This is a genomic window from Rhizobium sp. TBD182, from assembly GCF_001950375.1.
In the GTDB taxonomy this organism is placed as follows: domain Bacteria; phylum Pseudomonadota; class Alphaproteobacteria; order Rhizobiales; family Rhizobiaceae; genus Agrobacterium; species Agrobacterium tumefaciens.
The window spans coordinates 358,499-381,908 of record NZ_BDLN01000002.1 but is presented as its reverse complement, the minus strand read 5'-3'; the positions used below and the strand labels follow the sequence as shown (position 1 = coordinate 381,908).

20 protein-coding genes are annotated in these 23,410 nt (G+C 59.6%); 5 read left to right on the top strand and 15 right to left on the bottom strand.

What is annotated here, in order from left to right:
• Positions 1-22: 22 nt before the first annotated feature.
• Positions 23-718 (top strand): FkbM family methyltransferase, encoded by a 696-nt coding sequence (locus T18_RS10490; RefSeq protein ID WP_003511210.1) that lies wholly within the window; start codon positions 23-25, stop codon positions 716-718.
• A gap of 334 nt (positions 719-1,052) precedes the next feature.
• Positions 1,053-1,889, top strand: a complete 837-nt coding sequence (locus tag T18_RS10485) for an alpha/beta fold hydrolase (RefSeq protein ID WP_003511208.1) — start codon at positions 1,053-1,055, stop codon at positions 1,887-1,889.
• A 55-nt stretch (positions 1,890-1,944) separates the two neighbouring features.
• On the opposite strand, the gene T18_RS10480 is transcribed toward T18_RS10485, so the two are convergent.
• The 7 genes from T18_RS10480 to T18_RS10450 all read right to left on the bottom strand — a co-directional run bounded on the left by T18_RS10480 (position 1,945) and on the right by T18_RS10450 (position 9,306).
• Positions 1,945-3,327, bottom strand: coding sequence for an FGGY-family carbohydrate kinase (locus T18_RS10480; RefSeq protein ID WP_003511207.1), 1,383 nt, complete (start codon positions 3,325-3,327; stop codon positions 1,945-1,947).
• The gene (rhaM, locus tag T18_RS10475; RefSeq protein WP_003511206.1) at positions 3,324-3,647 is read right to left on the bottom strand and encodes an L-rhamnose mutarotase; all 324 of its coding nucleotides are present in this window, start codon (positions 3,645-3,647) and stop codon (positions 3,324-3,326) included. The genes T18_RS10480 and rhaM overlap by 4 nt, the downstream gene beginning before the upstream one ends.
• 3 nt (positions 3,648-3,650) lie before the next feature.
• A complete protein-coding gene (locus T18_RS10470) occupies positions 3,651-4,661 on the bottom strand; it encodes an ABC transporter permease (RefSeq protein ID WP_003511205.1) in 1,011 nt (336 codons plus the stop codon).
• Complete coding sequence (locus T18_RS10465; RefSeq protein ID WP_003511204.1) at positions 4,658-5,659, bottom strand: ABC transporter permease; 1,002 nt, start codon at positions 5,657-5,659, stop codon at positions 4,658-4,660. The genes T18_RS10470 and T18_RS10465 overlap by 4 nt, the downstream gene beginning before the upstream one ends.
• Positions 5,660-5,672: 13 nt before the next feature.
• Entirely contained in the window at positions 5,673-7,208 is a 1,536-nt protein-coding gene (locus tag T18_RS10460) for a sugar ABC transporter ATP-binding protein (RefSeq protein WP_046205617.1), read from the bottom strand.
• A 208-nt stretch (positions 7,209-7,416) separates the two neighbouring features.
• Positions 7,417-8,427 carry a rhamnose ABC transporter substrate-binding protein gene (gene rhaS, locus T18_RS10455; protein WP_003511200.1) on the bottom strand — a complete coding sequence of 337 codons (1,011 nt, stop codon included), beginning with the start codon at positions 8,425-8,427 and terminating at the stop codon, positions 7,417-7,419.
• 48 nt (positions 8,428-8,475) lie between these two features.
• Positions 8,476-9,306 (bottom strand): DeoR/GlpR family DNA-binding transcription regulator, encoded by an 831-nt coding sequence (locus T18_RS10450; protein ID WP_003511198.1) that lies wholly within the window; start codon positions 9,304-9,306, stop codon positions 8,476-8,478.
• Positions 9,307-9,506: 200 nt separating this feature from the next.
• On the opposite strand from T18_RS10450, the gene T18_RS10445 reads away from it, so the two are divergent.
• Positions 9,507-11,603, top strand: a complete 2,097-nt coding sequence (locus T18_RS10445; RefSeq protein ID WP_003511196.1) for a bifunctional rhamnulose-1-phosphate aldolase/short-chain dehydrogenase — start codon at positions 9,507-9,509, stop codon at positions 11,601-11,603.
• A 100-nt stretch (positions 11,604-11,703) separates the two neighbouring features.
• Positions 11,704-12,996, top strand: coding sequence for an L-rhamnose catabolism isomerase (gene rhaI, locus T18_RS10440; RefSeq protein ID WP_003511194.1), 1,293 nt, complete (start codon positions 11,704-11,706; stop codon positions 12,994-12,996).
• Positions 12,997-13,197: 201 nt separating this feature from the next.
• Here rhaI and panB read toward each other — a convergent pair whose 3' ends face one another.
• The 8 genes from panB to T18_RS10400 form a co-directional block, all read right to left on the bottom strand.
• Positions 13,198-14,037, bottom strand: a complete 840-nt coding sequence (panB, locus tag T18_RS10435; protein WP_003511192.1) for a 3-methyl-2-oxobutanoate hydroxymethyltransferase — start codon at positions 14,035-14,037, stop codon at positions 13,198-13,200.
• Positions 14,034-14,912, bottom strand: coding sequence for a pantoate--beta-alanine ligase (panC, locus tag T18_RS10430; protein WP_003511190.1), 879 nt, complete (start codon positions 14,910-14,912; stop codon positions 14,034-14,036). The genes panB and panC overlap by 4 nt, the downstream gene beginning before the upstream one ends.
• Positions 14,913-15,030: 118 nt before the next feature.
• Positions 15,031-15,807: an enoyl-CoA hydratase-related protein gene (locus T18_RS10425; protein WP_003511187.1), complete on the bottom strand. Its 777-nt coding sequence runs from the start codon at positions 15,805-15,807 to the stop codon at positions 15,031-15,033.
• The gene (locus tag T18_RS10420) at positions 15,797-16,723 is read right to left on the bottom strand and encodes a hydroxymethylglutaryl-CoA lyase (protein ID WP_003511186.1); all 927 of its coding nucleotides are present in this window, start codon (positions 16,721-16,723) and stop codon (positions 15,797-15,799) included. The genes T18_RS10425 and T18_RS10420 overlap by 11 nt, the downstream gene beginning before the upstream one ends.
• 1 nt (position 16,724) lies before the next feature.
• Positions 16,725-18,710, bottom strand: coding sequence for an acetyl/propionyl/methylcrotonyl-CoA carboxylase subunit alpha (locus T18_RS10415; RefSeq protein WP_003511185.1), 1,986 nt, complete (start codon positions 18,708-18,710; stop codon positions 16,725-16,727).
• A 7-nt stretch (positions 18,711-18,717) separates the two neighbouring features.
• Positions 18,718-20,319: a carboxyl transferase domain-containing protein gene (locus tag T18_RS10410; RefSeq protein WP_003511184.1), complete on the bottom strand. Its 1,602-nt coding sequence runs from the start codon at positions 20,317-20,319 to the stop codon at positions 18,718-18,720.
• A gap of 8 nt (positions 20,320-20,327) precedes the next feature.
• Positions 20,328-21,500 (bottom strand): isovaleryl-CoA dehydrogenase, encoded by a 1,173-nt coding sequence (locus T18_RS10405; RefSeq protein ID WP_003511182.1) that lies wholly within the window; start codon positions 21,498-21,500, stop codon positions 20,328-20,330.
• An 81-nt stretch (positions 21,501-21,581) separates the two neighbouring features.
• The gene (locus T18_RS10400) at positions 21,582-22,055 is read right to left on the bottom strand and encodes an Lrp/AsnC family transcriptional regulator (RefSeq protein ID WP_003500312.1); all 474 of its coding nucleotides are present in this window, start codon (positions 22,053-22,055) and stop codon (positions 21,582-21,584) included.
• A gap of 230 nt (positions 22,056-22,285) precedes the next feature.
• Between T18_RS10400 and T18_RS10395 the strand changes: the two genes are divergently transcribed.
• Entirely contained in the window at positions 22,286-23,401 is a 1,116-nt protein-coding gene (locus T18_RS10395) for an acetyl-CoA C-acyltransferase (RefSeq protein ID WP_038494152.1), read from the top strand.
• Positions 23,402-23,410: the final 9 nt, after the last annotated feature.

The following is a 23,410-nucleotide window of genomic DNA, read 5'->3' as shown; positions in this document are numbered from 1 at the left end:
TTTGAGAAAGGGCTAGGGAAATATGGAAATTCTGGATGTGCATGGAGTAGCCCTGCCTCTTTCTTCCGATGAGGTATCGCCCGTCATATGGCAGGCGCTGACCGACGGCAGCTATGAGGCGAAAGAGGCCCGCAGCGTCCTGAAAGCCATCAAGCCCGGCGACCGCGTATTGGAACTGGGGTCCGGCATCGGCATCATAACCTCGATCATTGCCGGTATTCAGGATGTTTCCGTTTGGGCATTCGAGGCCAATCCGTCCACAGCGGCACTGGCGGAACGGGTGATCAAGGCAAATTGCCGTGGCAATGTCGTGTTTTCCCAAGGACTTCTCACGGCCGACGAGCCGCGTACCTATCCCTTCTATGTCCGCAAGGATCTCTGGATGTCGTCCATGGACGAAAATCAGGGTCCTTATGAAAGGCGCATCGAAATCTCGTCCGAGAATATCGATGCGTTTGTCGCCAGCCGGGGCATCACGGCGCTCGTGATGGATATCGAGGGCGCGGAACGCGATCTGCTCGGCAATGCCGAGCTTGCTGGCGTGGAGCGGATATTCGTCGAGCTGCACGATCACCTTTATGGCCTCGAAGGTGTTCGCGACATCATGCAGGCACTGACCGCCAAGGGATACGCCTATGATCCACGCGGTTCACGCGGCCCTTGCGTGTTGTTTTCCAAGGACGACAGCCCGAGGGAATACGATCCCGACGTGGATTGAGAGTTCGAACAACTTAGCGAGTTTCGTTTCCGGCGGTGTGCAGTCGCGACCGCGCCCGTGCGCCGTTGATCACAATTTAAAACGCAACTTACCCGGTTGGTTATTTCAATCCGTTTGCGTCTTCTGTCGCAACTTTTCGGTCGCGGTGCCGTTAGCGCCGGTACCGGGGCGTAAGACAGCGGGCGGCACGGCTATTATTGCCAGATCAGCAATTCATTCGGAATTATTGTTGCAATTGTTGCGGATGTTTTCCTGCGTCATCATCCCTCCATCAAACCGGCGCACAACATAGATCGCACCGGAAGATGCCAACGCAACCGAAGGAGAAACGATCATGGGCTTTGTTAAGACGACAGATGGAACAGACATCTTCTACAAGGACTGGGGCCCGAAGGATGCTCAGCCCATCGTGTTTCACCACGGCTGGCCACTCAGCTCCGACGACTGGGATGGACAGATGCTGTTTTTCCTCTCGAAAGGATATCGTGTCGTCGCCCATGATCGCCGTGGTCACGGCCGCTCCGCGCAGGTTTCCGAAGGTCACGATATGGACCATTATGCCGCAGACGCCTTTGCGGTTGCAGAAGCGCTGGACCTGAAAAATGCCGTGCATATCGGCCATTCTACCGGCGGTGGCGAAGTGGCGCGTTATGTTGCCAGACACGGTGAACCCGCAGGCCGCGTCGCGAAGGCCGTTCTGGTTTCCGCCGTGCCGCCGCTGATGCTCAAGACCGAGGCCAACCCCGAGGGCCTGCCGATGGAGGTTTTTGACGGCTTCCGTTCAGCACTTGCCGCAAACCGCGCGCAGTTCTTCCGCGATGTGCCCTCCGGCCCGTTCTACGGCTTCAACCGCGATGGAGCGACCGTTCAGGAAGGCGTGATCCAGAACTGGTGGCGGCAGGGTATGATGGGCAGTGCCAAGGCGCATTACGATGGCATCAAGGCATTCTCGGAAACCGACCAGACCGAAGACCTGAAGGCCATCAGCGTGCTTACACTCGTGCTGCACGGTGAAGATGACCAGATCGTGCCGATTGCGGACTCTGCGCTGAAATCGGTGAAGCTCCTGAAAAACGGTACGCTGAAGACCTATCCCGGCTTCTCGCACGGCATGCTGACCATCAATGCAGACGTGCTCAACGCCGATCTCTTGGCCTTCATCAAGGCTTGATCCTTTTGCAAAACGGAATGCGGCTGGATACCCGGCCGCATTTTGTCGTCCTGCGTCAAGCCAGACGGGCCTGCCATTCGCTGCGATAGGCGGGAAGCCCTGCAATGGCATCGGGAGCGAAATGGCGCTCGCGACCGGCAAGTGGTTTGATACCGGTGAGGAGTGCTGCCCCGGCACTGGTGCCTGTGGAGCCGCTGACGGCGATGACCTCAGTTTCGGCAAAACCTGCCAGCGCCTTGAGATAAAGCGCATTGCTGGCGAATGGCCCTTCGACCAGTATCGGGCCTTTCCGCCCGATGAGCGATAGACTGAACTCCGTCATCAGGGCGAGATAAACCGCCGCTGCCGCGTGCCGTTCCGCAACCGTGGCATTGTCGTCGGCAATCCAGCGCGCTGTTTTGCCGGGGAAGGGGCCGGAACCGCTGACGACGCTGGGCAACAGCATCATGCCTCTTGTGAGCACGCCGCCGAGAGCGGCTTCGGTTTCTTCGTCCGGAGCAGGCCCGAATTGTTGCGTCAGCGTTTCATATTCCCTGCCGCCCATGAAGCGGGAGGAGGGAACGGGACGCCCGAGGGCATCGACATTCAAAAGCGTATCACGGGCGGGATCCAGCGTCTCCGCCGTACCGCCGATGGCGAAATTCACCACCCAGGTGCCGGTGGAGACGACCGAAAAATCACCCTGCCGCCGCAGCAGATGCGGCAGCAGCGAGGCGTTGGAATCATGGATGCCGCAATAGACCGATATATCCGCCGAAAGCCCGGTTTCCAGCGCCACCGATTCGCGGACTGGCCCGAGTACATCGAAGGCGGAGCGCACCGGCGCCATCAAGTGCGCAATGCCCAAGCGCTCGACCAGCGATGAAAACGCCTTCAGCCGCGGATTCCACAAATCCGTATGGCAACCGAGCGAGGTCGTCTCGGTGGCCTGAACGCCGGTCAGCCGCCCCGCCCAATATTGCGCGTAGGTGACGATGCTGCGCACCTCAGCGAATTCCTGCGGAAAGGCAGTTTTCTGAAAATGAATTTGCGCGCCAAGGTTCAATCCGGCTGGAAGCGAGGGCGAGCCGGTTTCAGCAAAATCCGGCCGGATGCGGAGATAGGCTTCCGCAACGCTTGCGGGGTAGCTGTGCTCGTAATCCAGCACAGGCATGGCAAGATCGCCGTTTTCGTCAAGAAGTGCGGCAGACGCGCCATGGGTCGTGATGGAAATCGCATCGAAACCCGGCTCTTCCGCGAACCGCCGCAGAGAGGTGAGAATGAAGCTCCAGAGCATCTCCACATCGTAATGCGGATAGATGCCGTCACGAAGGACAGGGTTGGAACGCCTGTCACCGGTTATCTCTTCGCCGCTTCGGGTGTCAATGACAACGACCTTGGCATTGGTCTTGCCTATATCGATGACCGCGACGCGGCGTGGCTTTGTCATGTCATTCATGGCAGGTGGAACACTGTCACAAGGTCAGTCGCGACAGGCGAATTATCGGGGTTGCTTTCCATGATGTCAGCCATATGCGCCCACCATTTCTTCATCACGGGATGCTCGGGCAATGCTGCCATGCCGTGGTTCTTCGGGCGGGTCAGCACGCCGAACAGGATGTCGGTTTCCGGGTCGAGGTGGATTGAATAGTCGCTCACACCCGCTTCGTGCAGTAGAGCAACCAGTTCCGGCCATATCTCGTCATGGCGCCGTCTATATTCGGCTTGCTTGCCGGCGAAGAGTTTCATCTTGAAAGCGTGTTTTTCTAATTCCGGCATGGCTTAGCCTCTGATGGCGCGAAGGCGGCGCACAACGATGGGTATGGCGATGGTGATGATCAAAAGCAGGCCGACGAAGATCGACATGACGATGCCAGGCACGTTCAGAAGACCGAGGCCGAAGGTGACGAGGCCCATGACGAAGGCAGCGATGACGACACCTGCAATGGTGCCGGAGCCGCCGAGAATGGACACGCCGCCGAGCACCACCATGGTCACGACTTCAAGCTCCCAGCCTTGAGCAATCGAGGGGCGGGTGGAACCGAGCCGCGAGGTGAGGCAGACGGCGGCGATGCCGCTCATCAGGCCGGTCAAAAGGAAGAGGATGAATTTCACCCGCTCGACGGGAATACCGGAAAAACGGGCGGCAAACGGATTGTTGCCGATCACGTAGACCTGCCGGCCGAAATTGGTGGCGTGCAGCAGAATGGCGAAGATGACGGCCATGGCGAGGAACAGCACGAATTCGAAGGAGATGACCGAGTACACGTAACCCTGACCGAAATAGGCGAAATCCGCCGGATATTTGCCATAGGCCTGATCACCCAGCACCATATAGGAAATACCGCGAAACAGGCTCATCGTACCGATGGTGACGACGATGGATGGCAGTTTGAGGCCAGCAACGAGAAAGCCGTTGAACGCCCCGCAGAGTAGCCCGGTTCCGATGCCGATGGCGACGAGCCCCGGCGTGCCGACACCCATCTGCACCGCCGCACCCATTGCGGTGGAGGCGAGAGCGATGATGGCGGCGACTGAGAGATCAATCTCGCCAGCGATGATCAGAAGCGCCATCGCAAAGGCGATGATCGCCTTTTCGGTGAAGTTAAAGGTCGCGTCTGACAGGTTCCAGGCATTGAGGAAATAGGGCGAGGCAAACGAATTGGCGATGAAGATGAGGATCGCGACGCCGAGTAGCAGCACTTCCCAGCTTGCCAGGAGACGGCGCAACGGCGTGCCGAGCTTGTCTGGAATGATACGTGGCTTCTGCGCCGGTTGAGAATTCGTACTCATGCTGCGGCCTCCTTGGCCTGATCGCTTGCCGCCCGGTCGCGCAGGATGATGCGCCCTTTTCGAGCTTCGGCGCGGGCGTTGAAGACGACGGCGAGCACGATAACCACGCCGGAAATCGCCATTTGCGCGAAGGGAGAAATGCCGATGACGGGCAGGGCGTTCTTAATGACGCCGAGAAACAGTGCGCCGAGCACAGCGCCTGCCACCGAGCCAATGCCGCCGGCAATGGAGATGCCGCCAATCACATTTGCCGCCACGCTATCGAGTTCGAAACCGGCGGCGATATCCACATAGGCAACGGCATAACGCGACACCCAGAGATAGCTTGCAAGTCCTGCCAGTGCACCCGACAGAACGAAAGCCAGAAAGCGCGTGCGGCCGACATCGATGCCGGCATAGACCGCAGCGCCCGGATTACCGCCGGAAGCGTAGGCGGAGCGGCCAAAAGAGGTCCGGCTGAGCACCAGCCAGGCACCGGCGATGATGAGGATGGCGACCCAGGATAAAACCGGCATGCCGAGGATCATGGTGCGCGGCACGTTGAGGAAGGTCGGCGAAAGCTGGTGCGCATTCACCCAGCCGCCGCCCGACAGCACGAAGGCCAAGCCGCGATAGATGGTGAGCGTGCCGAGCGTGACGACGATGGGCGGAATGCCGAGCCACCAGACGAGAATGCCGTTGATCGATCCCAGAAACGCGCCGATGCCGACCGCCATGGCGATGAGAAGCGGCAGTGGAATTCCCGGGAAGGCGGCATTGGTCATCGCCACTGCCATGCCGGTGAAGGCGAGGTTGGCGGCAACCGAAAGATCGATGGATTTGGTGAGAATGACCGCCATCTGGCCAAGCGCCAGGATGATGAGGATGGAGGTGTCGTTGAAGATATTGACGAGATTGGCCGGCTTACCGAAACCGGGCGCGCGCAGCGCAAAGCCTGCGATCATGATGACGATGATGCCCGCCAGCAGCCATTCGCGATTTTTGAGAAAACGTTGCATGGTTTTGCCCCTCTCAGGCGTTGCCGGTGGCAGCGCGCACCAGCTTTTCCGGAGAAAAATCGGCGCGTTCGAACAGACCTGCCATCAGGCCTTCGCGCATGACGATGGCGCGGTCGGACATGCCGAGAATTTCGGGAAGTTCAGATGAAATCATGATGATGGAGAGACCTTCGGCTGCAAGCTCGCTAATAAAGCCGTGCACGGCGGCCTTGGAGCCGATATCGATGCCCTTGGTGGGTTCATCGAGAATAATGACTTTCGGCTGCGTGGCGAGCCATTTGCCAATCACCACCTTCTGCTGGTTGCCGCCGGAAAGCGTGCCGACGGGCACGGACAGGGCGGCGGCGCGCAGGTCGAGGCGTGAGGCATATTTGCGCGCCAGAGCAAATTCGTTTGCGGCGGCGAGAAAGCCCTTGCGAGAGGTGCGGGCAAGAGAGGGCAGCGACATGTTCTGGTAGATCGGCATGTCCAGCGCCAGCCCATGCCGTCCACGCTCTTCCGGCACATAAACGATACCGGCGCGGATCGCATCCTCCGGCGAACGGATGACGAGCGGTTCGCCGTTGAGGGTAATCTGTCCTGAGGCTGGGCGCGTGATGCCGAAAAGCGACTGGCACAGTTCCGACCGCCCGGCGCCGATCAGCCCATAAAGGCCAAGAATTTCGCCTTTGCGCAGATCGAGAGAAATATCGCGAAATTCCGTCTGGTGTGAATAATTTTGGACCGAAAGAACCGTCGGGCCGAGTGTGACCGCCTGCTTGGGAAAGGCGTTGGTCACGTCGCGGCCAACCATCAGGCGCACGATCTCGTCCTGCGGGGTGGCGGCGAGATTACCCGCGCCGACCATCTTTCCGTCCCGGAATACGGCGTAATTTTCAGCGATTTCATATACTTCATCGAACTTGTGGCTGATGAACAGGATGGCCTTGCCCTGCCGCTTCAGGTTTTCAACGATGCGGAAGAGATCATCGATTTCCTTGCGGGAAAGGGCGGCTGTCGGTTCGTCCATGATGACGATACGTGCCTCGACGGAAAGCGCTCTGGCGATTGCCACGAGGTGGCGCTGCGCGATGGAAAGGTCCTTCAGCCGAATGGACGGATCGATGGTGCTTTCGAGCTGTTCAAGCAGGACCCCGGCGCGCGCATCGATGGTCTTCCAGTCAATGAGGCCGAAACGGCCTTTGGGCGCATGACCGAGGAAGATGTTTTCGCCCACGGAAAGCTCGTCGAACAGCACGGTTTCCTGATGAATGGCGGTCACGCCGGCATCGATGGCATCCTGTGCGCCGTGAAAGGTGACAGGCCGGCCATCGAGAAGGATTTCCCCTTCATTCGGGCGGTAGATTCCAGTGAGAATTTTGACGAGCGTGGATTTTCCAGCACCGTTCTCGCCGATCAGCGCCGTGACCTTGCCGGGATAAAGCGCGATATCGACGCCATCCAGCGCCTTCACGCCGGGGAATATCTGGCTGATGCCGCACATTTCCAGAATGGGCGTCGCGCTGGAAGTCTCGGTAACGTCTAAGATTTTGGTTTCAGCACGCATCATTCCGTCTTACCGGTTGGTTTTGAGTGAAGCGGCGAGAGGCACCCCCCTCTGCCCTGCCGGGCATCTCCCCCCACAAGGGGGGAGATCGGCAAGCGGATACACCCTGCCTATGGAACGAGCGGGTGCGGCATATCGATCTCCCCCTTCAGGGGGAGATGTCCGGCAGGACAAAGGGGGTTAGCCTTCGCACTGCCGGAAATTATTCAGATCAGAAAATCTTCGAGAACTGATCGATGTTCTTGGCGTCATAAATGAAGGGATCGGCCATGGCCGCTTCGCTATTTTCGCCAACCTTGATCTTGCCCATGCGGCCGGCTTCGATTTCCGAGCCCGGCTTGCCGTCTGCTTCACCCTTCACAAGGCGGTAGGCAATCTGGGTGGCGGAATAACCGAGGTCGATCGGGTTCCAGATGGCGAATTCCTTGGTTGCGCCTGATTTGATGGCGCCAGCCATCTCCGAGGGCAGGCCAAGGCCCGTCACAAAGACCTTGCCGATCTTGCCCGCATCCTTCACGGCCTGAGAGGCCGCAAGAACGCCAACCGTCGTCGGTGCGACGATGACCTTTACATCAGGATGGGAGGAAAGCAGGCCCTGTGCTTCGCGGTAGCTCTTGTCGGCAAGGTCGTCACCATACACGGTGGTAACGAGGTTGAGGCCGGGGAAGTCCTTCAACTGCTTCTTCATCTCATCGATCCAGATATTCTGGTTCGTGGAGGTGGTGGTGGCAGAAAGGATGGCGAAATCGCCCTTGCCGCCTTCCAGGTGCGATGCGGCAAGCTGCAGGCACATCTTGCCGATCAGCGCGTTGGACGAGGGGTTGAGCTGCAGAATGCGGCCTTCAGGTGCCACGCCGGAATCCCAGGAGATGACCTTGATGCCGCGCTGCGCCGCCTTTTTCAGCGCCGGAACTACGGCGTCCGGGTCATTGGCGGAAATGGCGATGGCATCCACGCCCTGCGCGATCAGCGAATTGATGACCTCGATCTGGCCTTCCGCGGTGGTGCTGGTCGGGCCCGTATAGATGATCTCGACGCCACCGAGGTCTTTTGCTGCCTCCTGCGCGCCCTTGTTGGCGGCTTCGAAAAAGCCGTTGCCAAGTGATTTGACCACCAGCGCGATCTTCACATCGGCTGCCTGGGCAACGCCGCCAAGACCCGCGACGGAGAGCGCCGCGCTAAGTGCCAGGACGCTCGTCAATGTTCTGCGTGTAAGTTTCATGTTCCTTTTCCTCCCGTTTTTGAACCTGTTCCTCTCTTCGGTGCTTCCTCAAGCGACCGAAGAGGAATCCTCCTCATCAGGCGGGTTGGCTATCTTGCCATCCCCCGCTGCGCCGGCGATCAGCAATTCGACGCCGGCATTTTCAACCATCCGCGCCGCCTCATCCGAAATCCCGTCATCGGTGATGATGGTCGAGACGTTTTCGAGTGGGCATAAAATCAGGCTGGATCGTTTTTTGAATTTCGAGGAATCGACCATCACGATCAGCTCTTCCGCCTGCCGCATCAGCTTCTGCTCGCTCTGGATCACCAACGCGTCCGATTCCATGATGCCGAGTGCGCCGATGCCCTGCGCGCCGAGAAAAATTCGTCTTGCGTAAAAATTGCGGATGGCATCGTTTTCGAAGGGCGACAGGATGAGGCTTTGATCGCGATAGATCGCGCCACCAGGCACGCTGACATTGCATTTGGAATGTTTGACCAGATGCTCCGCAATCGCGAAGGAATTGGTCATTACCTGCAACCGTCGCGCCGCCATGTAGTGCACCATCTGGAATGTGGTCGTCCCACCATTCAGGATGATCGCATCACCGTCATTACAGAGATCAACCGCCTTGCGCGCAATTGCGCGTTTCTTGTCGATGTTGACCGATTCGGACACGCGGAACGGTCGCGCGGCCAGATTGCCCAACTGCGGTGGATGCACCGCTTCGGCACCGCCACGCACGCGTCGTAACTTTCCCTGAACATGCAGGGACGCGATATCCCGGCGGATCGTTGCTTCCGACGCATCCGTCAGTTCGGCAATATCCTGCACCGTCACGACAGCTTTTTCCTGTGTGGCGCTCAAGATGATGCGATGGCGTTCGCGTTCGTGCATGTGATCCTCCTGATTGTGATTATTCGCAATCTCTTTACGTTGTCAATCAAGAACGATCAAATTAATCAATATCGCGCTGCAACATGAAAATTTATGATCGTTTTTGATTGACATTATGCTTTTGTATGCGCGATATCTGCCGTCAACGGAGGCGGGCCGATATCGGCACCGCGAATGCAGACTTGACTTGGGAGGAAGACATGACGGGAAAATCCCGCCTTCTCGAAAGCCGTTGGGACGATGCCTATGCCAAAACGCTCGATGAGCCTGGCAAGCTGCTTTATCGCTCCAATCTGCTTGGCGCCGACAAGCGCATCACCAATTACGGCGGCGGAAACACATCCGCGAAGGTGCTCGAAACCGATCCGCTGACGGGCGAGAAAGTCCGCGTTATGTGGGTTAAAGGGTCAGGCGGCGATGTCGGTACCATCAAGCTCGATGGCTTTGCGACGCTTTATCTCGACAAGCTGGAAGCGCTAAAGGGCATTTACAAGGGTGTCGAGGATGAGGACCGCATGGTCGGCTTCCTGCCGCATTGCACCTTCAACCTCAACCCACGCGCCGCCTCCATCGATACGCCGCTGCACGGTTTCGTGCCTTTTGATCATGTCGATCACATGCATCCGGATGCGATCATCGCGATTGCCGCCTCCAAAAATTCGAAAGAACTGACGCAGCAGATCTTTGGCGATGACATCGGCTGGCTTCCCTGGCGCCGTCCCGGTTTCCAACTGGGTCTCGATCTCGAGGCTTTTGTAAAAGCTAACCCCGAGGCCAAGGGCGTTGTGCTGGAAAGCCACGGTCTGTTCACCTGGGATAACGACGCCAAGACATGTTACGAACTGACGCTCGCCATCATCAACAAGGCGATCGAATGGTTTGCGGCCAAGACCGAAGGCAGGACGATTTTCGGCGGTGCCGTTGCCAGGAGCCTGCCACTTGCCGAACGCCGCGCGATTGCAGCACGGTTGATGCCGGAAATCCGTGGTCGGATCGGCCGCGAGGAGCGCAAGCTCGGCCATTTCGATGATCAGGACGCGGTTCTGGAGTTCGTCAATTCGAAGGATCTGAAGCCGCTCGGAAATCTCGGCACCTCCTGCCCGGATCATTTCCTGCGCACGAAAATCCGCCCGCTGATCCTCGATCTCGATACGGCAAATCCCGATGTGGATGCGCTGACAGCCGGTCTCGACAAGGCGCTAGAGGCATACCGCGCCGACTACGTCAGATATTATGAGGCGTGCCGCCATGATAATTCGCCTGATATACGCGACCCGAACCCCGTGATTTTCCTGATCCCCGGTGTCGGCATGCTGTCCTTCGCCAAGGACAAGGCAACCGCCCGTATCGCCGGTGAATTTTACGTCAACGCCATCAACGTCATGCGCGGCGCTTCCACCGTGTCCGAATATCAGGGCCTACCCGAACAGGAAGCCTTCGATATCGAATATTGGCTGCTGGAAGAGGCAAAGCTCCAGCGCATGCCGAAGCCGAAAAGCCTTGCCGGACGCGTGGCCTTTGTCACCGGTGGCGCTGGCGGCATCGGCCGGGCGACGGCGGAAAGGCTGGCAGCGGAGGGCGCCTGCGTTGTTCTCGCCGATATTGACGAGGCGGCGCTGGAAGCGGCCAAGGGCGATTTCGCGAAGCGCTACAGTGCTGATGCGGTGCGCAGCGTCAGGCTGGATGTAACGCAGGAAGACGCGGTCATTTCCGCCTTTGCGGAAGCGAGCGTGGAATTTGGCGGCTTGGATATTCTCGTCTCCAATGCCGGCATCGCCTCGTCTGCACCGGTGGAAGACACGACGCTTGCCATGTGGAACAAGAATATCGATATTCTCGCGACGGGTTATTTCCTTGTGTCGCGAGAAGCATTCCGGCTACTCAGGCGTCAAAATCTCGGCGGCAACGTGGTGTTCGTCGCCTCGAAGAACGGTCTTGCCTCTTCGCCCAATGCTTCTGCCTATTGCACGGCCAAGGCGGCTGAAATCCATCTTGCCCGTTGCCTTGCTCTGGAAGGGGCGGAAGCCGGCATTCGCGTCAACACCGTCAATCCCGATGCCGTTCTGCGCGGTTCGAAGATCTGGAACGGCGAGTGGCGCGAGCAGCGCGCGGCCTCGTCCAAGATCGAGGTGACCGATCTGGAGGAACATTACCGCAAGCGCTCGATGCTGAAGCTCAATGTATTCCCGGAAGACATCGCCGAAGCGATCTACTTCCTGGCGTCCGACGCGTCGGCCAAATCAACCGGCAATATCATCAATGTCGATGCCGGCAATGCGCAGAGCTTTACGCGGTAGGAATTTCGGCACGTCTCACATCCGTCATCCCGGCTGAATGCCGGAATGACGGAGGGGGCAATGATCGAGCATGCACTGGACCGATTCCGGGGAGGAAGAGATGACCGACACCAAAATCGCCGCCGATGTGATCGCGGCCGAAAACGACAAGCGCGCCGCCGCGCTGAAGGACGACTACGATGCGCTGGGCAACCAGCTTGCGCGCCGCAACATCGATATCGATGCTGTCACCGCCAAGGTCGCGGAATTCTTCGTCGCTGTTCCATCCTGGGGCGTGGGCACCGGCGGCACCCGTTTCGCCCGCTTTCCGGGCGAAGGTGAGCCCCGCGGCATTTTTGACAAGCTGGATGATTGCGCCGTCATCAACCAGCTGACACGGGCGACCCCGAATGTCTCCCTGCATATTCCGTGGGACAAGCAGGACCCGAAGCGTTTGAAGGACCATGCCGACACGCTGGGTCTCGGCTTCGACGCCATGAATTCCAATACCTTCTCGGATGCACCGGATCAGAGCCATTCCTACAAATACGGTTCGCTCAGCCACACCGATGCCGCAACGCGGGGCCAAGCCGTGGAGCACAACATCGAATGTATCGAGATCGGTAAAGCCATCGGTTCCAAGGCGCTGACGGTGTGGGTGGGCGATGGTTCCAACTTCCCCGGCCAGAGCAATTTCACCAGAAGTTTCGAGCGCTATCTCGCGGCCATGGCCGATATCTACAAGGCGCTGCCGGATGACTGGCGCATCTTTTCCGAACACAAGATGTTCGAGCCGGCCTTCTATTCCACCGTCGTGCAGGATTGGGGCACCAATTACCTCATCGCCAATACGCTCGGTGAAAAGGCGTTCTGCCTCGTTGATCTCGGTCACCATGCGCCGAACACCAATATCGAGATGATCGTCTCCCGGCTCATCCAGTTCGGCAAGCTCGGTGGTTTCCACTTCAACGATTCGAAATATGGCGATGACGATCTGGATGCCGGCTCCATCGAGCCTTACCGCCTGTTCCTCGTCTTCAACGAGCTGGTAGATGCCGAACATCGTGGCGTGAAGGGCTTCCATCCCGCCCATATGATCGACCAGTCGCACAATGTGACCGACCCAATCGAAAGCCTGATTTCCAGTGCCAACGAAATCCGCCGCGCCTATGCGCAGGCGCTGCTGGTGGATCGCGCGGCTTTGGATGGCTACCAGCAAGACAACGATGCGTTGATGGCCTCCGATACGCTGAAACGGGCCTATCGCACCGATGTCGAGCCGGTTCTCGCTAAAGCAAGGCAGTTGGCGGGCGGCGCGATCGATCCTGTTGCCACCTACCGAGCGAGTGGTTATCGCAAACGGGTTGCGGCGGAACGCCCGGCTTCGGTCGGTGGCAGCGGCGGGATTGTTTAGGGGTTGGGGTTTGAGGCGACAGGCGGAGAATCCGAGCCTGCTTACAAACCTTGCCTCAAACGCGACGTCATCCTCGGCCTTGTGCCGAGGATCTGCCGACATTTCACAAAATAGATAGGTAGCAGATGCTCGGGACAAGCCCGAGCATGACGAAGGTGAAGGTGTCCGTCACCACCTCACCAACTCCTCTGCGCCGTTCCCTCACTCCGCCGAAGGCGATTGCCTGCGGACCTGAAACGTGTGCTCCGGCCCCGGAAACGCACCGGAGCGCACCTCTTCGGCATAACCTGCCGCTGCCTGTGAAACGGTCGCACCCAGATCGGCGAAACGTTTGACGAATTTCGGTTTGAAATCGGTGAAGAGACCGAGCATGTCGTCGGAAACCAGCACCTGCCCATCGCAGGCCGGTGATGCGCCGATGCCGACAGTCGGGACGGAGAGTTTTTCGGTCAATTCGCGCGCAAGCGGCTCGACGGTACCTTCCACGACAATGGCGAAAGCACCGGCCTGATCGACCGCAATCGCATCGCGCCAGATTTTCTGCGTTTCCGCATCTGAATGTCCAAGAGAGCGGAAACCTCCGGCGGTGTGGACCAGCTGCGGCATCAGCCCGACATGGCCGAACACCGGAATGCCGCGCGCCACGAGAAAGGCGATGGTTTCGGCCATTTCCTCACCACCTTCCAGCTTCACGCCATCACAGCCGGTTTCCTGCATCAGCCGCACGGCGTTGCGGAACGCCTGTTCCTTTGATTCCTGATAGGTCCCGAAGGGGAGATCGACGATGACGCAGGCGTGTTCCACACCACGCATCACGGCGCGGCCGTGGGCGATCATCATATCCAGGGTGACGCCGACCGTCGTGTCCATGCCATAAAGTACCATGCCGACTGAATCGCCAACCAGCAGCAGGTCGCAATGCGGATCGAGCAGGCGGGCAATCGGCGTCGTATAGGCGGTGAGGCAGACGATGCGCGCACCGCCTTTCATTTGCTTGATGGAGGCTGTCGTCAGCCGCTTCTGTTTCGCGTGCGTGCTCATCGTGCAGCCTCCTGTTTGCCGGTTTTATCACGTCCGATGACGCGGTTGTCGAGAAGGCGGGTGCTGCCGACCCGCACGAACAGTGCCACCAGCACAGGCCGCGCCTGCAGCGAAGCCACGGGGGCCAGCGTGTCGGGATCACGCACCGCCACGACTTCGGGCAACGCCAGCTTCTCCTTGGCGATGAATTTTTCTATCGCCGCTTCTAAAGTGGCCGGGTCGTCGCAGCCCTCATCGTACAGCCGCTCGGCCTCATCAAGCGCGCGCGGCACAATTACGGCGGCGGCACGCTCTTCAAGGCTCAGGTAGACATTGCGTGAGGAGCAGGCGAGCCCATCCTCCTCACGTACGGTGGCGACGGGAACGATGCGGACTGGCTGGGCGAGATCGTCCACCATGCGCCGGATCAGCGTTACCTGCTGGTAGTCCTTTTCACCGAAATAGGCGGCATCCGGCTGCACGAGATTAAAAAGCTTGGTGACAACAGTCGTAACCCCGGCAAAATGCCCCGGCCGTACCGCACCTTCCAACTGGCTTCCCAGTTCCGGCACATCCACCACGGTCTGCATCGGGCGCGGATACATCTCCGTAACCTCGGGTGCGAAAAGAATGTCGACACCTGCCTCTTCCAGCAGCGCGCTATCGCGGGCGAGATCGCGGGGGTAACGGGCAAGATCCTCATTGGCTCCAAATTGCAGCGGATTGACGAAGATCGAGACCACCGTCACGTCGTTCTCCGCTTTCGCCCTGGCAACCAGCGTCAGATGGCCGATATGCAAAAAACCCATGGTCGGCACGAAGCCGACGGTCTTGCCATCGCGACGAAACGTGGCGGTCAGACCGCGCAACTCGGCGACGGTTTTTACAAGGCGCATAGGTTCTCCTCCGGCTCCCCGATCGCCCTCCGGCGAAAGGTGGTGGATAGAACTCGATTTGCCGAACGGGGTCAACGCGGCTGTGGGCATTATATCGATTAAGACCTTGAGCGGTGGTTCAGGACCCGCCAGTCCAGAGCGGCGGGCGTTTTCCAGCGAAGGCGTCTCTGCCTTCGCGCGCCTCCTCGCTGCTGCTGATCTTCGCGATGACGCTTTCGGCAAAGGCGAGCCGTTCACTGGCCGGCATGTCGCGCATCGTCAGCAGCGCTGCCTTTCCGGCGGCGACTGCGCCCGGCGCGTTCTGCCGCAAGCGGGCGAGTACTCCCTCGATCACGCCATCGAGTTCGGCACGTGGCGCCGTGCGGTTGATGAGGCCGAAGCCTTCGGCCTCTGCGGCGGTGACCGGTTGCCCCAGATAGGCCATTTCGTGGAGGCGGCTCAGCGGTATTTTGGCCAGAAGTTTCGCCGCCACCATGGCCGGGAAAAGCCCGACGCGAACTTCCGGCAGGCCGAACTCAGCATGATCGGCGGCATAAGCGAGATCGCAGGCCGCGATAAGGCCTAGCCCACCCGCCAGCACCCGGCCATTGACGCGGGCGATGACGATTTTGTTGCAGGTCTCGATAGCGCGCATCACATTGGCGATGGGGTTCGTTCCGTCTCGCGAGAGGAACATGCCACCAGCGCTTTCCTTCAGATCGGCCCCTGAGCAGAAGCTACGGTCGCCCGCCGCCGTTATCACAACCGCACGCAGGTCGCCGTCGCTGGAGGCCGTCCGGATCGCATGCATCAAGGCGTCCGTCATCGCGGCGTTCATGGCGTTGTGGACGTCCGGCCGGTTAAGCGTCAGCCACAGAACGTCCTTGCGCTTCTCGCTCAACAGCTCACCCACCATGTGCATTATCCTCCATCTTTACGGCAAGCAGTGCTTTACCTGCGCGTGCCGCATTCACCCTGCCGAGATGGCGACTTATCCAGTCTCCCGTTCTCGCCACCGCCATCAGGTCTATGCCGGTTTTGATGCCAAGCCCGTGCAGGAGATAAACAACGTCTTCGGTGGCGACATTGCCGCTTGCGCCCGGCGCAAAGGGGCAACCGCCGAGCCCGGCCACGGAACTGTCGAACACACAAATACCTTCCTCAAGCGAAGCCAGCACATTGGCGACGCCCTGCCCATAGGTGTCGTGGAAATGCATGGCGAGTTTTTCGCACGGGATGCGGGTCGATACATGTTGGATGAGCTTGCGGATTTGCCCGGCCGTGCCGACACCAATCGTATCGCCGAGCGAGATTTCGTAGCATCCCATGGCGACAAGCGCTTCGGCCATCGCCGCCACATCTTCGGGTGCGACCGCGCCGTCATAGGGGCAACCCGCGATGCAGGAGACATAGCCGCGCATGCGGATGTTACGGCTGGCCGCTGCCTCCGAAACATCGCGCAGGCGCTCGAGGCTTTCGGCGCGCGAACAGGCGATATTGTGCTGGCTGAAGCCTTCGGATGCGGACACGAAAACGGCTATCTCCGTCACACCGGCTTCAACGGCGGCCTCGAAACCCTTGATATTCGGAACGAGCGCCGGATAGCCGGTATTGGGATGTCGTTTGAGGCCTAGAAGCACCTCCTTCGACCCTGCCATTTGCGGAACTTTTTTTGGCGAAACGAAGGCTCCTGCCTCCACCGCCGCCAATCCGGCCGCAGCCAGCCGCTCGATCAACCTGATCTTGATGGCGGTGGGAACCTCAGCAGTTTCGTTTTGCAGGCCATCACGTGCACCGACCTCGACGATCTTGACGGTTTTGGGCAAGGCCATCTCATGCGCCCTCCGGTTCGAAATCCACCAGCATGGCGCCGGCTTCGACCATATTACCTTCGGCGCAGTTGATGGCGGTGACGGTGCCTTTTGCTGGCGCACGGATAGTGTGCTCCATTTTCATCGCTTCCATAACCACAAGCGCGTCACCGGCCTCAACCGCTGCGCCCTGCTTGCTTAGAATGGCGCGGATGACGCCGGGCATCGGGGCTTCCAGACCGCCGGTATGGGTGGAGGTATCCGCTACATCGACGGGGTCGGGCTGGCTGATGCGATAGTGCTCGCCATCCAGAAAAAGCGCGTGGCCGTTATCGCTGGCAAAGAAACGGCATTGCCTTTGCCTGCCATCGACGGTCGCCCGCAGTGTGCCGTCTTGTGAAATGCTGCCATGAGCGCGGATAGCCCGCGTGCCGATCTCCAGTGAAAAACCATCTGGCTCATGTGTAACGGCGACATCGACCGGCTGTTGATCCAGGACGAAACGCAGGGTTTCCCTCGCTGGCGCATTGAGGCGGAAAGAGTTCGTATTGTTCCAAGGGCTATAAGGATCGGCCTGCGGCTTGGCCCCGTTCCGGCGTGAGAGAAGCAGGCCGAGCGTGGCCAAAGCTATTTCGTTCTCGCTCGTGGCTCCGGGGGCAAAAAGCACCGCTTCGTTGCGGGCTATGAAGCCGGTATCGAGTTCGGCGGCGGCGAAAGCATCCAGCCCCGCAAGCCGTGTCAGAAAGGCGGCATTGCTGGTGACGCCGCAAATCGCCAGTTTTTCGAGTGCAAGACGCAGACGCCGCACGGCAGACGGACGGTCGTAGTCCCAGACGATCAGCTTGGCGATCATCGGATCATAGTGCACGCTGATGGCGTCGCCGGTGCGTATGCCGCTATCTATCCTAAGGTGAGGTCCTTCTTCCGGAAAGGCGAGGTGGCTGACCGTGCCGATTGACGGCAGAAAATCATGCGCCGGGTCTTCGGCGTAAATCCGTGCCTCGATGGCATGGCCGTTGATGCGCAGATTGCCCCAGTCGTCCGGCAGCGCCTCTCCATTCGCAACACGGATCTGCCATTCTACCAGATCGAGCCCGGTAATATATTCCGTGACCGGATGCTCGACCTGAAGCCTCGTGTTCATTTCCATGAAATAGAACGCGCCGGACGGGTCGAGCAGGAACTCCACCGTTCCAGCCCCGCGATAGTCGATGGCGCGGGCGGCGGCGACCGCCGCGTCGTACATGCGTTGCCTGAGCGTATCGGGCAGGCCGGGGGCAGGGGCCTCCTCTATGACTTTCTGGTGCCGGCGCTGGATCGAGCAATCGCGCTCGAAAAGCGAAAGACAATTGCCATGGCCATCGGCAAAGACCTGCACCTCCACATGTCGCGGCCGTTCCAGATATTTCTCGATCAGCATACGGTCATTGCCGAAGGCGGCGAGCGCTTCGCGTTTTGCGCCGGCGAGTTCTGCCGCAAATTCACGCTTTTCACGGACAACGCGCATGCCCTTGCCACCGCCGCCAGCTGAAGCCTTGAGTAAAACCGGATAGCCGATGGCTTCTGCCTCGCCGGCAAGCTTTTCGTCGGCCTGATCCTCGCCGTGATAGCCGGGCACCACGGGAACGCCCGCCTTCGCCATAAGCGCCTTCGCCTCGCTTTTTCCGCCCATGGCGCGGATGGCATCGGGTGTCGGGCCGATGAAAATGATGCCGGCAGAGGCGCAGGCTTCGGCGAAACCGGCATTCTCCGAGAGAAAACCGTAACCGGGATGAATGGCTTGCGCGCCGCTTGCCTGTGCGGCGGCGATGATCTTTTCAGCATCGAGATACGACGAGCGGGCAGGTGCAGGACCGATCGCAATGGCCTCGTCGGCCAGCGCCACATGCATGGCGTCGCGGTCGGCATCCGAATAGACCGCGACGGTGCGGATGCCCATCTTGCGGGCGGTGCGGATGATCCGGCAGGCGATTTCGCCGCGGTTGGCGATCAGTATTTTTGAGAACATTGTCGCCTCACATCCTGAATATGCCGAAACGGGTGGGTTCAATCGGCGCGTTCAGCGCGGCCGACAGGCCAAGGCCGAGCACGAGGCGGGTGTCCTTCGGGTCGATGATGCCATCGTCCCACAGCCTTGCACTGGCATAATAGGGGTGACCTTCCCGCTCGTATTTTTCCCGGATCGGCTGTTTGAACGCCTCCTCGCCCTCCTTGGACCAGTGGCGGCCATCCGCCTCGATGCCGTCGCGCCGGATTTGCGCCATAACGGATGCTGCCTGCTCGCCGCCCATGACGGAAATGCGGGCATTAGGCCACATCCACAAAAAGCGCGGCGAATAGGCGCGCCCGCACATGCCGTAATTGCCCGCACCGAAGGAGCCGCCGATAATGACGGTGAATTTCGGCACTTTAGCCGATGCAACGGCCGTAACGAGCTTGGCGCCATCCTTCGCGATACCATCAGCCTCATAGGCCTTGCCGACCATGAAGCCGGTGATGTTCTGCAGGAAAACCAGGGGAATGCCACGCTGGCAGCAGAGTTCGATGAAATGCGCGCCCTTCAGCGCCGATTCCGAAAACAGAATGCCGTTATTGGCGACGATGCCGACGGGATAACCGTGGATATGGGCGAAACCGCACACAAGCGTCGTGCCATAAAGCGCCTTGAACTCGTCGAATTCGGAACCATCCACCAGACGCGCGATGATCTCGCGCACCTCGAAAGGCTTGCGCGTATCGGTGGGCACGATGCCGTAAAGCTCCTCCGATGGATAAAGCGGTTCTGCGGGTTCGCGAATATCCGGCTCCACCCGTTTGCGGCGGTTGAGGGTGGAGACGATCCTTCGTGTCAGCGAAAGCGCGTGGCGGTCATCGTGGGCATAGTGATCGGTCACGCCGGATTGCCGCGAATGCACATCCGCGCCACCCAGTTCTTCCGCACTCACCACTTCGCCCGTTGCGGCCTTCACCAGCGGCGGGCCGCCGAGGAAGATCGTGCCCTGATTTTTGACGATCACGGACTGGTCGCTCATAGCAGGCACATAGGCCCCGCCAGCCGTACAGCTTCCCATCACCACGGCGATCTGGGCGATGCCTGCCGCCGACATATTGGCCTGATTGTAGAATATGCGGCCGAAATGATCGCGGTCCGGAAAAACCTCGTCCTGATTGGGAAGGTTCGCACCGCCGGAATCGACCAGATAAATGCAGGGCAGGTGGTTGTCGGCAGCGATCTCTTGCGCGCGCAGATGTTTCTTGACCGTCAGCGGATAATAGGTGCCGCCTTTCACCGTCGCGTCATTGGCCACGATGACGCATTCACGGCCTGCGACCCGACCGATGCCGGTGACGATGCCGGCGGCCGGAACGGGTTCGTCGTAGACCTCGTATGCTGCGAATTGCGAGAATTCGAGAAACGGACTGCCGGGATCGAGCAGTGCCTCTATCCGGTCGCGCGCAAGCAATTTGCCGCGTGACAGATGCCGTTCGCGCGCCTTGTCGCCGCCGCCCTTGGAGATTTTTTCGACATGCTGCCGCAGGTCATCCACCAGGCCCGACATGAAGGTGACGTTGGCGGAAAAGGTGGGATCGCGGTTCAGACTGGATGTAAGCTTCATCGCATTCCTCACCCGTTGCCTTTGACCAGTTCGCGGCCGATCAGCATCCGGCGGATTTCGCTGGTGCCCGCGCCGATTTCATAAAGCTTGGCGTCCCGAAGCAGCCGCCCGGCCGGACTTTCATTGACATAGCCGGAACCGCCGAGAAGCTGGATCGCATCCAGTGCAACTCGCGTCGCCCGCTCGGCGGCAAACAGGATCGCACCTGCCGCATCCTGCCTTGTGATGCGGCCATTGTCGCAGGCGCGCGCCACGGCATAGACATAAGCGCGGGAGGCGTTCATGGCCGAATAGATATCGGCAAGCTTTCCCTGCACCAGCTGGAATTCGCCGATCGGCTTGCCGAATTGCTTGCGCTCGCGCGCATAGGGCAGCACCAGATCGATAGCCGCCTGCATGATACCAACAGGGCCGGCAGCCAGAACGGCGCGTTCGTAATCAAGCCCGCTCATCAATACCGTCACGCCGTCGTTCAAACGCCCGAGGATGTTTTCCTCCGGTACCTCGCAATCCGTAAACACCAGTTCGGAGGTGGGTGAGCCGCGCATGCCAAGCTTGTCGAGTTTTTGTGCGGGGCGAAAACCCTTGAAGCTTTTCTCGATCAGAAAGGCCGTGATGCCACGCGCACCGGCGGACATGTCCGTCTTGGCATAGACAACCAGCGTGTCTGCCTCGTGACCGTTGGTGATCCACATCTTTGTGCCGTTCAGCACATAGACATCGCCCTTACGTTCCGCCTTCAGCCGCATCGAGACGACATCCGAGCCGGCCTCCGTCTCGCTCATTGCAAGCGAACCGACATGCTCGCCCGACACCAGCTTCGGCAGATATCGCCGCTTCTGCTCTTCCGTTCCCCAGCGATGAATCTGGTTGATGCAGAGGTTGGAATGGGCGCCAAAGGACAGGCCGATGGACGCGGAAGCGCGGCTTATCTCCTCCATCGCCACGCAATGAGCGAGATAGCCCATGTCAGCACCGCCGAATTCCTCCGAAACGGTAATGCCGTGCAGACCGAGTTCACCCATCCGCGGCCAGAGCTGGCGCGGAAACTGATCGTTGCGATCGATTTCTGCGGCGAGCGGCGCTATTTCATCGTCGGCGAATGCTCTTGCGCTGTCGCGCAATGCTGCGATTTCCGGGCCGAGATCGGCATCGAAAATGGCGGCGAGGTTCAAACTCATCGCGTCTCCTCCTCCGGACGGCCTTTTATCTCCGTCCCTCTCGTCAGCGGCCAGCACCTCCTCCGTGCTGGCAACTCTCATTTATGGCGCGTCACCTCCGGTGAAGGCGGCGGAACGGCGCACGAATGTCTTGATGGCGAAATTGGACTGGATGCGCGACACACCGGGAACCGTGGTCAGGAAATCCAGAAGCTGCTGATAATGCGGTAGATCCCGCACCATGGCATGAATGAGATAGTCGGAACTGCCGCTCGTCTGGTAGCCGCCCACCACTTCCGGAATGGAGGCGACATGGTGCTCGAACGTCGTCAGCGCTTCCTTGATCTGCCGTTCCAGCGTGACGGAAATGAAGACGCCCATATTGCCGAGCAACCGGTTCTCATCGAACACGGCGGTATAACCGCGAATGATGCCTTCTTCTTCCAGCTTGCGCACGCGGCGCAGTGTCGGCGTGAAGGAAAGCCCGATCCGGGCCGCCAGATCGCGCCAGCTCACACGCCCGTCATCGCCAAGCACATGGAGAATCTTCTGGTCGAAACTGTCGAGCTCAATCATGGATCATTTGCTCTATGATATGACTAATTGTTGGATCAAAGATATCGCCAATCAAAAAACTGTCAATCAAAATAGCTTTGAAATGAATTCGAGATAGTGATAGCGTTCACGTCAGTCGCGGTCTGGAGGAGATTGCGATGACGGTCGTTCTCTCGGTGGGAGGATGACCAAGGGAGGTGAATTTGGCTGTGCATGACCCTGTCGTTATCGTCGGGGCCGCCCGTACTGCTATGGGTGGGTTCCAGGGCGAATTCAAATCGGTGGCGGCGTCCGATCTCGGGGCGGCGGCGATCCGCGCGGCCGTCGAACGGGCTGCAATTTCTTCCGCTGACATTGACGATGTGCTGATGGGCTGCGTGCTCTCAGCCGGGCAGGGACAGGCTCCTGCCAGACAGGCAGCGATAGCCGCCGCCATTCCCAACTCGGTTGGCGCAACAACGATCAACAAGATGTGTGGCTCGGGCATGAAAGCGATCATGCTGGCACATGACCAGCTTGCGGCGGGAAGCTCTTCCATCGTGCTTGCAGGTGGCATGGAAAGCATGAGCAACGCCCCCTATCTGCTGGACCGCGCCCGCAACGGCTATCGTCTTGGCCACGGAAAGCTCACCGACCACATGTTTCTCGACGGTCTCGAAGACGCCTATGATAAGGGCAGATTGATGGGGGCTTTCGCTGAAGATTGCGCTGAAGCCTACCAATTCACTCGCGCGATGCAGGATGATTTTGCGCTCGCCTCACTGGAACGGGCACGACGCGCCATAGAGGAAGGTGCGTTCGAAGCGGAAATCGCGCCTGTTGGCGATGATGGCGTGGACGAGTTGCCGGGGAAGGCAAAGCCGGAAAAGATACCGCAGCTGAAGCCCGCCTTTCGCGACGGCGGAACGGTGACGGCGGCGAATTCCAGTTCTATCTCGGATGGTGCAGCCGCTCTCGTTCTCACGCGCCGTTCCGAAGCGGAAAGACGAGGCCTTTCACCGCTGGCGACCATTATCGGTCAGGCATCCCATGCGGATGCACCCGCCAGATATCCGACGGCTCCCATCGGCGCGATGACAAAGTTGTTCGAAAAAACCGGCTGGTCGGCGAAGGATGTCGATCTGTTCGAAATCAACGAGAGTTTCGCGGTTGTGGTGATGGCGGCCATGCGTGATCTCGATCTGCCACATGAGAAGGTGAATGTGCATGGCGGCGCCTGCGCGCTCGGCCATCCCATCGGGGCTTCCGGTGCACGCATCGTCGTCACGTTGCTGGCCGCTTTGCAGCGTCACGGACTGAAACGCGGCGTTGCCGCCGTCTGCATCGGCGGCGGCGAGGCGACTGCGCTTGCGGTCGAGCGGCACTGAAGGGAGGCG